This window comes from Agrobacterium sp. S7/73 (genome assembly GCF_019355535.1).
Taxonomy (GTDB): domain Bacteria; phylum Pseudomonadota; class Alphaproteobacteria; order Rhizobiales; family Rhizobiaceae; genus Agrobacterium; species Agrobacterium tumefaciens.
Map to the genome: position 1 here is coordinate 377,580 of NZ_CP072136.1, position 13,158 is coordinate 390,737.

At 60.5% G+C, this 13,158-nt stretch carries 12 protein-coding genes; 7 read left to right on the forward strand and 5 right to left on the reverse strand.

Annotated features, from left to right (window positions below; all coding sequences use genetic code 11):
* Window positions 1-13: 13 nt before the first annotated feature.
* Window positions 14-1,054 carry a dipeptidase gene (locus J5276_RS01640; protein WP_112178638.1) on the reverse strand — a complete coding sequence of 347 codons (1,041 nt, stop codon included), beginning with the start codon at window positions 1,052-1,054 and terminating at the stop codon, window positions 14-16.
* Window positions 1,055-1,289: 235 nt separating this feature from the next.
* Here J5276_RS01640 and J5276_RS01645 point away from each other — a divergent pair, with 235 nt between their 5' ends.
* The 7 genes from J5276_RS01645 to J5276_RS01675 all read left to right on the forward strand — a co-directional run bounded on the left by J5276_RS01645 (window position 1,290) and on the right by J5276_RS01675 (window position 8,984).
* Window positions 1,290-2,885, forward strand: a complete 1,596-nt coding sequence (locus J5276_RS01645) for an ABC transporter substrate-binding protein (protein WP_003514121.1) — start codon at window positions 1,290-1,292, stop codon at window positions 2,883-2,885.
* Between the two features lie 2 nt (window positions 2,886-2,887).
* A complete protein-coding gene (locus tag J5276_RS01650; protein ID WP_003514118.1) occupies window positions 2,888-3,901 on the forward strand; it encodes an ABC transporter permease in 1,014 nt (337 codons plus the stop codon).
* Window positions 3,898-4,800, forward strand: coding sequence for a nickel transporter permease (gene nikC / locus J5276_RS01655; protein ID WP_003514116.1), 903 nt, complete (start codon window positions 3,898-3,900; stop codon window positions 4,798-4,800). Before J5276_RS01650 ends, nikC begins: the two co-directional genes overlap by 4 nt.
* A gap of 3 nt (window positions 4,801-4,803) precedes the next feature.
* Complete coding sequence (locus J5276_RS01660; RefSeq protein WP_003503986.1) at window positions 4,804-5,634, forward strand: ABC transporter ATP-binding protein; 831 nt, start codon at window positions 4,804-4,806, stop codon at window positions 5,632-5,634.
* Entirely contained in the window at window positions 5,631-6,371 is a 741-nt protein-coding gene (locus J5276_RS01665; protein ID WP_111790581.1) for an ABC transporter ATP-binding protein, read from the forward strand. Before J5276_RS01660 ends, J5276_RS01665 begins: the two co-directional genes overlap by 4 nt.
* Before the next feature lie 116 nt (window positions 6,372-6,487).
* Window positions 6,488-7,999: a serine hydrolase gene (locus J5276_RS01670; protein ID WP_112154332.1), complete on the forward strand. Its 1,512-nt coding sequence runs from the start codon at window positions 6,488-6,490 to the stop codon at window positions 7,997-7,999.
* A gap of 88 nt (window positions 8,000-8,087) precedes the next feature.
* Entirely contained in the window at window positions 8,088-8,984 is an 897-nt protein-coding gene (locus J5276_RS01675) for a LysR substrate-binding domain-containing protein (protein WP_111795900.1), read from the forward strand.
* A gap of 6 nt (window positions 8,985-8,990) precedes the next feature.
* Here J5276_RS01675 and J5276_RS01680 read toward each other — a convergent pair whose 3' ends face one another.
* From J5276_RS01680 to J5276_RS01695, 4 genes are all read right to left on the reverse strand, one after another.
* Window positions 8,991-9,857 carry a D-amino-acid transaminase gene (locus tag J5276_RS01680; RefSeq protein ID WP_111795901.1) on the reverse strand — a complete coding sequence of 289 codons (867 nt, stop codon included), beginning with the start codon at window positions 9,855-9,857 and terminating at the stop codon, window positions 8,991-8,993.
* A 20-nt stretch (window positions 9,858-9,877) separates the two neighbouring features.
* Window positions 9,878-10,936 (reverse strand): P1 family peptidase, encoded by a 1,059-nt coding sequence (locus J5276_RS01685; RefSeq protein WP_112154331.1) that lies wholly within the window; start codon window positions 10,934-10,936, stop codon window positions 9,878-9,880.
* Window positions 10,937-11,079: 143 nt separating this feature from the next.
* A complete protein-coding gene (locus tag J5276_RS01690; RefSeq protein WP_112154330.1) occupies window positions 11,080-12,048 on the reverse strand; it encodes a sugar kinase in 969 nt (322 codons plus the stop codon).
* Between the two features lie 49 nt (window positions 12,049-12,097).
* Entirely contained in the window at window positions 12,098-13,156 is a 1,059-nt protein-coding gene (locus J5276_RS01695; RefSeq protein WP_112154329.1) for an ABC transporter ATP-binding protein, read from the reverse strand.
* Window positions 13,157-13,158: the final 2 nt, after the last annotated feature.

Sequence of the window (13,158 nt, forward strand, 5' to 3'; positions counted from 1 at the left end):
AAGTCGGGGCGCGTTACGCGCCCCACGTTTTCTCCAGCACGCGTACCCAGTTGCCATGGCAGATCTTGGCGAGTGCGGCGTCGTCATAACCGCCGTTGCGCAGGGCTGTGACCAGCAATTGCAGATCGGCCGCATCCTTCATGGCTGCTGGAATGGTGGTGCCGTCGAAATCCGAGCCGAGTGCGACGTGATCGATGCCGATGCGGTTGACGATATAGTCGACATGGCGGACCAGTTCGCCAAGGTCGGTAGCCGGGTTCTTCACGCCGTCCTGGCGCAGGAACAGAACGCCGAAATTGATGCCGGCAAGACCGCCTGTGTCGCGGATAGCGTCCAGCTGGCGGTCCGTCAGGTTGCGGCTGTGGTTGCACAGCGCATAGGTGTTGGAATGGGACGCCACCAGTGGTGCGTCCGAAATCTTCGCGATGTCCCAGAAACCCTGCTCGTTCATGTGCGACAGGTCGACCATGATCTTCAGTTCGTTGCAGGTCTTTACCAGCCGTTTTCCGGCATCGGTGAGGCCGGGGCCGATATCCGGTGTCGACGGGAAGCGGAAGGGAACGCCGTAGGCGAAGATGTTCGGGCGGCTCCAGACCGGGCCGAGCGTGCGAAGGCCAGCCTCGTGGAGAACATGCAGCGCATCCAGATCGGCGCCGATCGCTTCTGCGCCCTCGATATGGAAGACGGAGGCAAAGGCGCCCTCTGCCATCGCGCTGCGGATATCGGCGGCCGTGCGGCAGACTTTCAGCGTACCGCCTGATTGTTTCTCGGCGCGGAACAGCAGGGCCGCCATGCCAAGCGTCGCCTTCAGCGCGTCCGCTTCAGCCGGTGTCGTAAAGTCGCCGTTCGCGTCCTTCTCCATGCTGGGCGAGGGGACGTAGATGGCGCAGAGGCCACCGGCCAACCCGCCCTTCCGGGCGCGCGGCAGGTCGATGTGGCCGACCGTATCACCCTCGATGAGAAGCGTTTCGGGAGAGGTATTGCCCGATCGCCATAACCGCAGAAGCACGTCGTTGTGGCCGTCGAAGACGGGTACGGTTTTTTCATCGGTCATGGTCATTCACCTTTGGATACGGGCGGGGCGCGGGCGCGCGGTCGTCAGACTTTTGAGAATTGGTAGATGAAAGGTCAAGGTCGGAGCAAATGCAATCCGTGCATAGGCTCTGCCAAATTTGGAATTGGTCGCGCCTCGTTTGCTCGTGGTAATCGCGGGAAAACATAAAAAAAATGACTGGATTGGGGCGAACCCATACCGTTTCCGAAAAATAAGGTCCGAAAGGGGATTTTCGATGATTTCAAGACGCAACCTGCTGATTGCCGGCGCTGCCGTACCGTTCCTGTCCTATGCGCACATTCCGGCATTTGCTGCGACACCCAAGGATATTCTGGTGGTCGCGCAGCAGCTGGACAACATGACGAGCCTTGATCCGCATGAGGGTTTCGAAGCCGTCGGCGGTGAAATCATGTCCAACATGTACCAGAAGCTGGTGCGGGCGAACCGTGAAGATTCCACCAAGGTCGATCCGGTCATCGCGAAGTCCTGGGAAGCCGATGCGGAAAGCAAGGTTTTCACCTTTGTGATCGGTGACGATGCGACCTTCTCGAGCGGTGCGAAAGTGACCGCGGAAGACGTGGCCTTTTCTCTGCAGCGCGCCATCAAGATGAACAAGAGCCCGGCCTTCATCATCGGCCAGTTCGGCTTCACGCCTGACAATGCCGAAACGACCATCGTTGCCGCCGACGAAAAGACAGTGAAGCTGACGACGGCAAAGCCGACCGCAATCTCGTTCCTGCTCTATTGCCTCTCCGCCAATATCGGCGCGATCGTTGAAAAGAAGGCCGTGCTGGCAAATGCCTCGGGCGAAGACCTCGGCAATGGCTGGCTGCAGAAAAACAGCGCCGGTTCCGGCGATTTCATGTTGCAGGCCTGGAAGCCGAGCGAGAGCGTAGCGCTCACCGTCAACCCGAATGGCCCCTACAAGGGTAACATCAAGCGCGTTATCCTGCGCCATGTCACCGATCCGTCTTCCCAGCTTCTGATGTTGCAGAAGGGCGATATCGACATTGCCCGCGACCTGACTTCGGAACAGCTGCGTACCGTCCAGAACGACGCCAACATCGAGTTGCAGCGCAAGAGCATCGCCTCGCTGGTGCTGATCTCGCTCAATCAGGGCAATGAGAACCTTGCCAAGCCACAGGTCTGGCAGGCCATCAAATGGGCGCTGGACTACAAGGGCATGCAGGAAAACATTGTGCCGCTGACGCACAAGGTTCACCAGAGCTTCGAGCCGGAAGGTTTCCCCGGCGCCGTCAACGACACGCCGTACCAGCGCGATGTCGAAAAGGCCAAGGCGCTGATGGCGGAAGCCGGTCTTGCCGACGGTTTCGAAATCACCATGGATCACTATTCCGCCCAGCCTTACCCGGATCTGGCGCAGGCCATCCAGGCAAATCTTGCCGATATCGGCATCAAGGTGCGTCTGCAATCTGCCGAGAACCGTCAGGTTCTGACCAAGATGCGCGGCCGCGAACACCAGATGGCGCTTTCCGCCTGGGGCACGGATTATTTCGATCCGCATTCCAATGCCGATGTCTTCAACATCAACAAGGACAATGGCGACGACGCCAAGTCCAAGCCCTTCCTGTGGCGTTCGCGCTTCAAGAACGACGACTTTGCCGCGAAGGCAGAAGCCGCCCGTGACGAGAAGGACCCGGCAAAGCGCATCGAGCTTTATGAAGCGCTGCAGCGCGAGCACATGGAAAACAGCCCCTTCGTCTTCATGTTCCAGACGACGAAGACGGCCGCGTTCCGTAAGGGCGTTTCCGGCTTTGAACTCGGCGTTCTCTCCGAGGGCAATTCCTACCACGATGCTAAGAAAGCGTAACATTGAACAAGCGCGTCAAAAGCATATCGTCGACACTGAGCAGCGTCATTCTGACGCTGTTCGGGTTGATGGTCATCACCTTCCTGATCGGGCGCGTCATGCCTGTCGATCCCGTCATTGCGGCAGTCGGCGACAACGCGCCTGAAGACGTCATTGTGCGGGTTCGGGCCGAAATGGGCCTGGACCAGCCACTGGTCGTTCAGTTTTTCCACTATGTGTCGCAAGTGCTGCACGGTGATTTCGGCAATTCCATTCTGACCCGCAACCCGGTCTGGATCGATATCAAGCGCGTTTTCCCCGCCACCTTCGAGCTTGCTACGGCAGCACTCATTCTCGCTGCGCTGATCGGCATTCCGCTCGGCGTATGGGCCGCCGTGAAGCAGGGTAAGTTGACGGACCAGATCATCCGCGTCGTCTGCCTTGCCGGCCATTCCGTGCCTGTCTTCATGCTGGCGCTGATTTCGCTGCTGGTATTTTACGCCACGCTTGGCGTCGCACCCGGACCGGGCAGGCAGGACATCATCTATGACGGCATGATCTCGCCGGTCACGGGCCTGATGACGGTCGATACGCTGCTTGCCGGCGACTGGGACGCGTTTTACGACGCCATCGCCCATATGGTGCAGCCCGTCTGCATCCTTGCCTATTTCAGCATGGCCTATATCACCCGCATGACACGCGCCTTCATGATCGATGCGCTGAAGGGCGAATATGTCATTACCGCCCGTGCCAAGGGGCTTTCGGCAATGACCGTCATCTGGGGGCACGCCTTCCCGACGGTTGCCGTACAGCTCGTCACGGTTCTCGCACTCACCTATGCCGGCCTTCTGGAAGGTGCCGTGGTGACGGAAACCGTCTTCAGCTGGCCGGGCCTTGGCCAATATCTCACCGTCTCGCTCATGAACGCGGACATGAACCCTGTCGTCGGAGCGACCCTGTTGATCGGCCTGATCTATGTCGGCCTCAACCTGCTCGCAGACGTACTTTACCGAGTAATGGATCCCCGCGTTCGATGATGTTAGCAACTTTCAGAAACTGGGCTCTGGATGAGACGCCGCATTCCCGCAGGCAGGCTGCCTGGGGAAACCGGTACCGCATCTGGCTGAACCTCAAGTCCAATCCGCTGGCGGTGGTCGGTCTCACGATCATCATCGTCTTCATTGCGCTGTCGCTGCTGGCGCCGTTCATCGCGCCTTACGATCCGGCCGCGCAGAACCTCGGCAACCGCCTTGCCTTCCCGAGTGCCGAGCACTGGTTCGGCACGGATGAGCTGGGTCGCGACATTCTTTCCCGCATTCTTTATGGTGGTCGCGTCACGCTTGGCATGGTCATTGCCGTCGTCGTTCTCGTTGCGCCGATCGGTCTCGCCATCGGCTGCATCGCCGGTTATTTCGGCGGTATCGTCGATACGGTGTTGATGCGGGTGACCGATGTGTTCCTGGCCTTCCCGCGCCTCATCCTGGCGCTTGCCTTCGTCGCGGCGCTGAAGCCTGGCGTCGAAAGCGCCATTCTCGCCATTGCGCTCACCGCCTGGCCGCCCTATGCGCGTCTCGCTCGCGCCGAAACCATGACGGTTCGCGGCAGCGATTTCGTTGCGGCCTACCGGCTGACAGGCGCTTCCGCCTGGCGCATCATCGCCCGTCACATCGCGCCGCTCTGCGTGCCGAGCCTCATCGTGCGCATCACGCTCGACATGAGCTCGATCATCATCACCGCCGCAAGCCTCGGCTTCCTCGGCATGGGCGCGCAGCCGCCTTCGCCGGAATGGGGTGCGATGATTGCGACGGCCAAGCGCTTCATCTTCGAACAATGGTGGGTCGCCACCATTCCGGGCATCGCCATCTTCCTCGTCTCGCTCGCCTTCAACTTCCTTGGCGATGGTCTGCGCGACGTGCTCGACCCGAAGGGACATTGAGCCATGCTGGTCGAAATCGAAAATCTGAAGATCGCGTTCCAGACCCGCACCAGCCGCTTCGAGGCGGTGCGCGGTGTTTCCATGAAGCTCGGAACAGAAAAGCTCGGCATCGTCGGTGAATCCGGTTCGGGCAAGAGCCTCACGGCGCGCGCGCTGATGAAGCTTCTGCCCTCCAATGCTGATATCAGGGCCGACAAGCTCTCCTTCGACGGTATCGACGTGCTTTCCGCCAGTGAAAAGCAGATGCGCCAGATCCGAGGAAAACGGGCAGGTTTCATCCTTCAGGATCCGAAATATTCGCTGAACCCGGTCAAGACCATGGGTGCACAGATCGCGGAAGCCTGGCGCGCCCACAAGGGCGGCAGCAAGCGTGCGGCCATGGAGGCGGCAATCGCTCTGCTCGATCAGGTGAAGATCCGCAATCCGCGCCAGGTCGCTTCGTCCTACGCTCACGAGGTTTCCGGCGGCATGGGCCAGCGTGTCATGATCGCCATGATGCTGGCGCCCGATCCCGAGCTTCTGATCGCCGACGAACCGACGAGTGCTCTCGATGCCACGGTGCAGGCGGAAATCCTGCGGCTGATCGAGGAGCTGGTATCTGAACGCGGCATGGGTCTCATCCTCATCAGCCACGACCTGCCGCTAGTCTCGCATTTCTGCGACCGCGTGGCTGTCATGTATTCCGGCCGGGTGATGGAGGAACTGAAGGCTTCCGAACTCCTGAAAGCACAGCATCCTTACACGCAGGGTCTCTTGAACTGCATTCCCTCGCTGACGCATCCGCGCGAGCGTCTTCCCGTTCTCAACCGTGATGCAGCGTGGTCCAGCCTATGATCGACGTCGAAAATCTCCGTATCAAGTTCGGCCACCGTGAAGTGGTGAAGGGCGTGTCCTTTTCGGTCGAAAAGGGCGGCAGCTTCGGCATAGTTGGCGAAAGCGGCTCGGGCAAGTCCACCATCCTGCGCGCCATGGCCGGCCTTAATGAAAGCTGGGAAGGCCGCATTGCCTTTGCCGGCAAGGATGCGCCGCTGAAGCGCACGCCGGAATTCTTCCGGCAGGTGCAGATGGTGTTTCAGGACCCCTATGGTTCGCTGCATCCGCGCCAGACCATCGACCGCATTCTCAGCGAATTGCCGTTGGTGCACGGCATGGACAATATCGAAAAACGCATCCAGCAGGCGCTATCGGATGTGGCCCTGCCGCAGGCTGTGCGCTTCCGTTATCCGCACCAGCTCTCAGGCGGTCAGCGTCAGCGCGTGGCGATTGCGCGTGCTTTGATTGCCGATCCGCAGGTTCTGCTGCTCGATGAGCCGACTTCGGCGCTCGATGTTTCAGTGCAGGCGGAAATCCTGAACCTGTTGCAGGATCTGCGGGCGGCGCGCAACCTCACCTATATCCTCGTCAGCCACAATCTGGCTGTTATCGCGCATCTGTGCCCACAGGTGGGCGTGATGCTGAATGGTGAAATGGTCGAGCAGCTGAATGCAGGCGATCTACGCGAAGGCCGCACGAAACACCCGCATACCGAAGAGTTGCGCAGCCTGAGTATCCGGTTGGAAGAGCCGGCTTGAGCCCACGTCGCACATAGATCGAGCGGATGCTGCTCGCTTCTTCTTCCCACCGGGGAGAAGGTCGCGGCAGCGGTATGAGGCTTCCCACAAGACCCACGAAGACACGAGACCGAACAATGTCACAGCAATTCGACTGGAACGCCGCTTCAACGCTTGCCGAGAGTTTCGTCTCGCAATGGGCCGGCAACGAGCCAGGCGGAGCAGTGATCGGTTTCGATCTCAATGGCATCCGTTTTGCCCATGCGGGCGGGGTTGAGAGCCTTTCGACGTTTGCGCCGTTCACGCCGAAAAGCGTGGTGCGTTACGCATCCGTCACCAAACATGCCTTCTGCGCCATGGTGCTTGCCCATTCCGATCTGATCGGGCTTGACGATCCGCTCGGAAAGCATCTGCCGGAGCTGCAATCGCCACTCCGCGACGTCACTGTCGGGCAGGCGCTGGATATGAGCGGCGGGTTGCCGGACACGCGCGAATGCCTCTCGCTGCTTGGTCTTTCCGTCTACACCGAAACGAAGGCCGGCCCGCTTCTAGACTATCTGTCGCGGCTGACCCGGCTGAACTTTCCGGCCGGCAGCGAGGTTTCCTATTCGAATACCGGTTATCGTCTGGTCGAGGCGGCGCTGGAGCGCCATGGTTTCCGTTTTGACGATTTCGTGCAGACGCAAATTGCCGGACCGTTCGGTGTTTTCCTGAAGGCGCCGGACGTCTGGAACGATCCGGTGGACGGATTGGTGCCGGGTTACTGGAAGGCTGAGAGCAACTGGCAACTTTCGGCGGCGGGCCTGCATATTTCCGCTTCCGGCAGTCTTGCCGGCAGTGCCGAAGCGCTGACCCGCTGGCTGCAGGGGCTGATGCGGGGAGAGGGCAGCTTTGCCGGCGTTCTGGACGGGCTTTCCACCGAGCGGCGGCTCGCCGATGGACGGATGAGCGAATATGGTCTCGGCCTGCGCTGGTCACATCTCGGCGACAGACGTTTCGTCGGTCATGGCGGTTCGCATCCTGGCTACAAGACGTACTTCCTTCTCGATCCGGAAAACGGCACGGGTTTCGTCGTGGTATCGAACCGCGAGGATACCAACGGCTTCAAGATTGCGCTGGAAAGCATGGCGGCCCTGACCGGTCTGCCTTTACCCAAACCCGCCGACAGCCTGCCGGAAGGCCTCTATGTCACCGAAAGCGGACCGTGGTGGCTGGAGATCAAGGGCAGTACCTCGACCTTCATCGATGGCGACGACACGCTTTATGAAGATGCCGATGGCTGGGTGTCATCGCGCTCCGCATCCTCTCCGATGCTTCTGAGGCTCGAGGGCGACGCGATCGTCGGCGAGGCAGGCCACGCCGCTCGTCGGTTCCTGCCGGTTGGCGACCATGCGGTGCCCGATGAGCTTTCCGGATCTTGGCGCTCTACCGAAGGGGCGGAATTTACGATTTCCGGTTCGTCGCTGACCATGGGCATCGGTCCCACGCGCCGCTCCATGCCTTTGACGGCGCTCGGCAATGGTCGCTTCCTCTTCACGCTCTTGGACGGGCCGTGGACGAAGCGCATCTGTCTCAATCAATTGAGCGACAGCCGAATAGAGCTTGTGGCGAGCCGGGCGCGAATGATCGAATATTCAAGAAGCCTTTAAGAGGGTTTCAATCAGCTGCTATTGCTCCTAATAAAGACCCTTGTTCCAGCTAAAGGCCGGTTCAACATCTTTGTGGGAGAACAGGCCCTTGGAAGTCAAATGGCTCGAGGATTTCCTGGCGCTGGCCGGAACGCTCAATTTTTCGAAGGCGGCGGAAGAGCGGCATGTGACGCAATCCGCTTTCAGCCGGAGGATCAAGCAGCTGGAAGCCTGGGTGGGCGCGACGCTGGTCGATCGAGCTTCCTATCCCTCACGGCTGACCGAGGCCGGGGTGAAGTTCGTTCCGGTGGCGCAGGAAACCCTGAAGCAGCTTTACCACGCCCGTCGCACCCTGTTGCAGGAAGACGGCGAGGATGCCAGAACAGTGCGGCTGACGGCGCTGCACACGCTGTCTTTCACCTTCTTTCCGGACTGGCTGAAACAGGTGAACGAGAAGGCGGGACCGCTGTTTTCGGTTCTGCGGCCTGATTCCGGCAGCATGGAGGAGAACCTCAATTCGCTGGTGGACGGGCAGAGCGATTTCCTTCTGACCTACGCTCACCCCGAAGTGCCGATGCTGCTCGATGCGCAGACCTTCGAATTCCGCGTGCTTGGCGCGGAAAACATCATTCCCGTTTCCGCCCCCGCAGAGGATGGCGCACCGCTGCACAGCCTGACGGAAAGCGCGAAAAAACCCTTTGCCTATCTGGATTACGAAAAAGCATCGTTCTTCGGGCCGCTGTTGCGCGATCTCCTGAGTGCGCGCCTGCCGAAATTCGAGCGGGTGCATGAGGGCAGCATGTCGGTGGGGCTGAAAGCCATGGCGATGGCGGGATGGGGTGTTGCCTGGGTGCCGGAAAGCCTGATGCGGCATGAGCTGGATAGCGGCGCGCTGGTGCGTGCCGCCGATCAAAGCTTCGATATTGCCGTGGATATCCGGCTTTATCGTTCCAAGGAGAACCGCCGTCCCGTTGTCGAGCGCATATGGGCGGTTCTCGAAGATTGATCCTGGTCAGATCGCGGTGCGGTGGGCGTTTTCGAGATAGAGAGCGCGCAGGCGTTTTACCATCGCGCCTGGTTTGCCATCACCCACCGGCTTGCCATCGATCTTCGTCACCGAAACCACGAAGTTGGAGGCGCTGGTCAGGCAGGCTTCGTCTGCGTTCATCGCCTCTTGCAGCGTGAAAGGCCGTTCTTCCAGCGTGAAACCGGCCTCCTTGGCCAGTTGCAGGGCGGCAAGGCGGGTGCAGCCGGGCAGGGTCTTGTTGCTGTTGCCGCGGGTGATGATCTTCCTGTCGCCGGTGATGATATAGGCGGTGGAGGATGCGCCTTCGGTGACGAAACCATCCTCGATCATCCACGCCTCATCGCAGCCTTCAGCCTTGGCGATGCGTTTTGCCATGACCTGCGGCAGCAGGCAGACGGTCTTGATATCACGGCGCGCCCAGCGCTGGTCGGGAACGGATTTGACCGCAATGCCGGCCTCTTCCACGGCGGTGCCGACGAGTTTTTTGGCCTGCGTGAACATCACCAGCGTCGGCTTCAAATCGGCGGAAAACAGGAAGTTGCGGTCTTCCGCGCCGCGCGTCAGTTGCAGGTAGATCATGCCCTCGACGAGGTTGTTGTCGGCAATCAGGCGACGTTCGGCCTCGACGATTTCCTTTGTTGTGACCGGCAGCGGCACGTCGATTTCGCGGGCGCTGCGTTCCAGCCGCGCCATGTGCAGGTCGCTGTCGATCAGCTTGCCTTCGAGAACGGAGGTGACTTCATAAATGCCGTCGCCGAACAGGAAGCCGCGGTCGAAGATGGAAAGGCGGGCTTCCGCCTCGGGCAGGAATTCGCCGTTGAGATAAACGATGCGACCGGATTGGCTAGTCATGAAAACTCCGTCTGGAAAAGTCAGGCTGAAAGAAGGGTTTTAAGGGTATCGATGCAAATGGCCTCAACCGTTGCGGCCTTGCCGGTTCCAGCGTTGAAGCCTGATGTTGTTGTTGCCGCGCAGAGCGAATTGAGGATCGCCTCCTCGGTTGCCTCTATTGCGGCTTCGAAGAGCGGCGAGATCGCATCGTTGGAGAGCTCAGGATAGTCTGTAACTGCCTTACGGCGTGCGGGCGTGCGGCGAAGGCGCTCGTTGGTCGAAAATGCCAGCGCGTAATCGCCGGAACCATTGCTCAGTGCCGCACCGGTGCGCGAGAGGCCGCCGAAGCTCCTAGCGGCCAAGCGCTTCAAATTGCGCGACGACAGCGGCGCATCGGTTGCGATGATGATGACAATCGAGCCGTCCTTGTCCTTGTGCTCCGGGCTCACATAGGGTTTGCCACAGACGAGAAGATGGCCGCCATAATTGGACTGCACGAGAACGCCGAGCGTATACGCCTCCCCCGCGACGGTGACGATGCGGGATGCGGTTCCGATGCCGCCCTTCATGCCGAAAGCCACCGTGCCGGTCCCGGCTCCAACGCCGCCCTCGGCCACCGGGCCTGTGGCAGCGTTTTTCAGCGCGGTGGAGATTTCCTCGATGGTCGGGCGACCGGCGCGGATGTCGTTGAGGCGGGAATCGTTGGTCTCTCCGACGACCGCATTGATCGACACCACTTTTTCGTTACCCGGCTGCGCCAGTGTGTGGCGGTTGATCGTCTCGATTGCCCGGCCGGTTGCAAGCGTATTGGTGAGGATGACAGGCGTTTCGAGTTCGCCAAGTTCCTCGATCTGTGTCGAGCCGGCAAATTTGCCAAAGCCGTTATAGACCGCAAAACCCGCAGGCACCTTGTCCTGAAAAAGATTGCCGCCATGCGGCAGGATCGCGGTTGCGCCGGTGCGGATCGTGTCGCCTTCGATCACAGTGGAGTGGCCGACAAGCACACCTTTGACATCGGTGATGGCATTGAGCGCGCCAGTCTGGAACCGGCCCGGCTTAAAGCCGATATCGCGCAGTCTCGGGCGGGTCGTCTGATGCATCGGGCGATCACTTTTGCGGAATGCAGGCTCAAGGTGAAACAAGCGCGGCGTGCGAAAAGCTTTGCTCTGACTTGACGTTAGCCTAGTTCGCCGGGAAACGGCATCGCAAAAATGGAATAGTTTTATGCGGGCAATGGATGCGCTCAGGAGGCGCGTAGCGCCGGTCCCCGTTCACGCTCCCGCTCCAGCCATTGCCGCATGGCTTCCTCGGTCTCTTCGCGTGTGGGCGCCCCGATGCGACCACCGAAGACGGTGCATTTCAGTGCAGCCGCAACGGAGGAGAGCCGGATGGCGGCGCGGCTTTCCATGCCTTCGGCAACTGCAAGCGCAAAGGTGCCGTGGAAAATGTCGCCTGCCGCCAGCGTATCCACCGCCTTGACCTGCATCGTTTCCTGAAAATGGACAGTGGGATCGCCAGCTTCCGTCCACCAGCAGCCTGCCGGTCCGGCGGTGACGGCGATGAAGGTTTGCGGGTAGCGGGCGTGCAGCACAGGCAGCATGTCCTCTACCGTCTCAAGCCCCGTCAGCCGGGCGGCGGCGGGTTCGGAAAAAACGATGTGGGTTGCGGCGGGTGCGAGCTTTTGGAGGGTTTCGACCGGCGCGACGTCGCCGTCGAGAATGGCGTGTTTGCCGAGTGCGCGTGCCACATCAAGAACATCGCGCGCCAGTTCCGGCCAGCGCACATCCACCAGCACGGCGTCGTAAGCGGCGAGGTCCGCTGGTGTGCAGGAGCGCTTTTTCTCATGCAGCCTGTGATCATAAAAAGGCACGATCAGCCTTTCACCGCGATCATCGATAATGATCGTGGAGAGTGCCGAGCGTGCGCCGGCGGCGACTGTCATGCCTGTGGTGTCGATACCGCTTTCGGCGAGATCGCGCAGGATACGGGTGCCGGTCTCGTCGTCGCCCACCGCACCCCAAAGGCTGGCGCGCCCGCCCATGCGGTGCACCGCATAGGCTGCGCTGGATGCCATGCCCTCGGCGATCTGCAACATTTCGTAAGGCAGGACCTTGCCTTCGCCCTTTGGCATGTCATGGACGCGAAACAGGGTGTCGAGCACGGCTGCACCCACGCACAGCACATGTTTGCGGCTCTCGTGTTGGCTGTCCATGCCCGTCACCCTATGTCTTTGTCTTACGCAATCTTACTCGGCATGCGCCTTAGATGCGCTTGCCGGTTGCCTTGTCGAAAAGGTGAACCATTTCCGGGTCGATGGCGATATGGATCCTATCGCCGAACCGCACGTCCAGCCGCTCACGGAACAGGCAGGCAATCTCGTCGCCCTTGCAGTTCAGCTTGGCATAGATTTCCGAGCCGGTGCCTTCGACCAGTTCGACCCGGCCTTCGATACCGCCGCTTGCTGCACGGATATGTTCCGGGCGCACGCCGTAGACGAGGTCGCGGCCGCCCAGTGCGGCAATGTCGCTGTTGGCTGGCAGGGGAAGGCTTAAGCCCTTCACGGTGCGGAACACGCCTTCTTCGACGCGTCCACGAATGAAATTCATCGCAGGCGAACCGATGAAACCGGCAACGAAGAGGTTGGCCGGGCGGTCGTAAAGCTCGAGCGGCGCGCCGATCTGCTCGATCACGCCGTCATGCAGCACCACGATCTTGTCGGCCATGGTCATGGCTTCCACCTGGTCGTGCGTGACGTAGATGGTGGTGGTGCCGATGCGCTGGTGCATGGCCTTGATCTCGCCGCGCATCTGCACGCGCAGCTTGGCGTCGAGGTTTGACAGCGGTTCGTCAAACAGGAAGACCTGCGGATCGCGCACCAGCGCGCGTCCCATGGCTACACGCTGGCGCTGGCCGCCGGAAAGCTGGCGCGGATAACGGTCGAGCAGCTTGTCCAGCCCCAGAATGGCGGCGGCCTTGTCGACCTTCGCCTTGGTTTCGTCGGCGCTCACTTTCTTCAGTTTCAGCGCGAAGCCCATATTATCCTTCACCGTCATGTGCGGATAAAGGGCGTAGTTCTGGAAGACCATGGCGATATCGCGGTCGCGGGCGGGCAGGTTGCTGACCTCACGCGCGCCGATGTGGATTTCGCCGTCGCTGACTTCTTCCAGGCCCGCAATCATGCGCAGCAGGGTGGATTTGCCGCAGCCGGACGGGCCGACCAGCACGACGAATTCGCCATCCTTGATATCGATATCGATGCCGTGGATGATGTTGACCGCGCCGAAGCGCTTCTGGACGTTTAGAATATTGACCGGTGCCATGT

Excerpts from the sequence above, each read along its gene's own strand:
- J5276_RS01640 (WP_112178638.1), bottom strand. The coding sequence starts at position 1,054 with ATGACCGATGAAAAAACCGTACCCGTCTTCGACGGCCACAACGACGTG.
- J5276_RS01645 (WP_003514121.1), top strand. The coding sequence starts at position 1,290 with ATGATTTCAAGACGCAACCTGCTGATTGCCGGCGCTGCCGTACCGTTC.
- nikC (WP_003514116.1), top strand. The coding sequence starts at position 3,898 with ATGATGTTAGCAACTTTCAGAAACTGGGCTCTGGATGAGACGCCGCAT.
- J5276_RS01660 (WP_003503986.1), top strand. The coding sequence starts at position 4,804 with ATGCTGGTCGAAATCGAAAATCTGAAGATCGCGTTCCAGACCCGCACC.
- J5276_RS01665 (WP_111790581.1), top strand. The coding sequence starts at position 5,631 with ATGATCGACGTCGAAAATCTCCGTATCAAGTTCGGCCACCGTGAAGTG.
- J5276_RS01670 (WP_112154332.1), top strand. The coding sequence starts at position 6,488 with ATGTCACAGCAATTCGACTGGAACGCCGCTTCAACGCTTGCCGAGAGT.
- J5276_RS01680 (WP_111795901.1), bottom strand. The coding sequence starts at position 9,857 with ATGACTAGCCAATCCGGTCGCATCGTTTATCTCAACGGCGAATTCCTG.
- J5276_RS01685 (WP_112154331.1), bottom strand. The coding sequence starts at position 10,936 with ATGCATCAGACGACCCGCCCGAGACTGCGCGATATCGGCTTTAAGCCG.
- J5276_RS01690 (WP_112154330.1), bottom strand. The coding sequence starts at position 12,048 with ATGGACAGCCAACACGAGAGCCGCAAACATGTGCTGTGCGTGGGTGCA.
- J5276_RS01695 (WP_112154329.1), bottom strand. The coding sequence starts at position 13,156 with ATGGCACCGGTCAATATTCTAAACGTCCAGAAGCGCTTCGGCGCGGTC.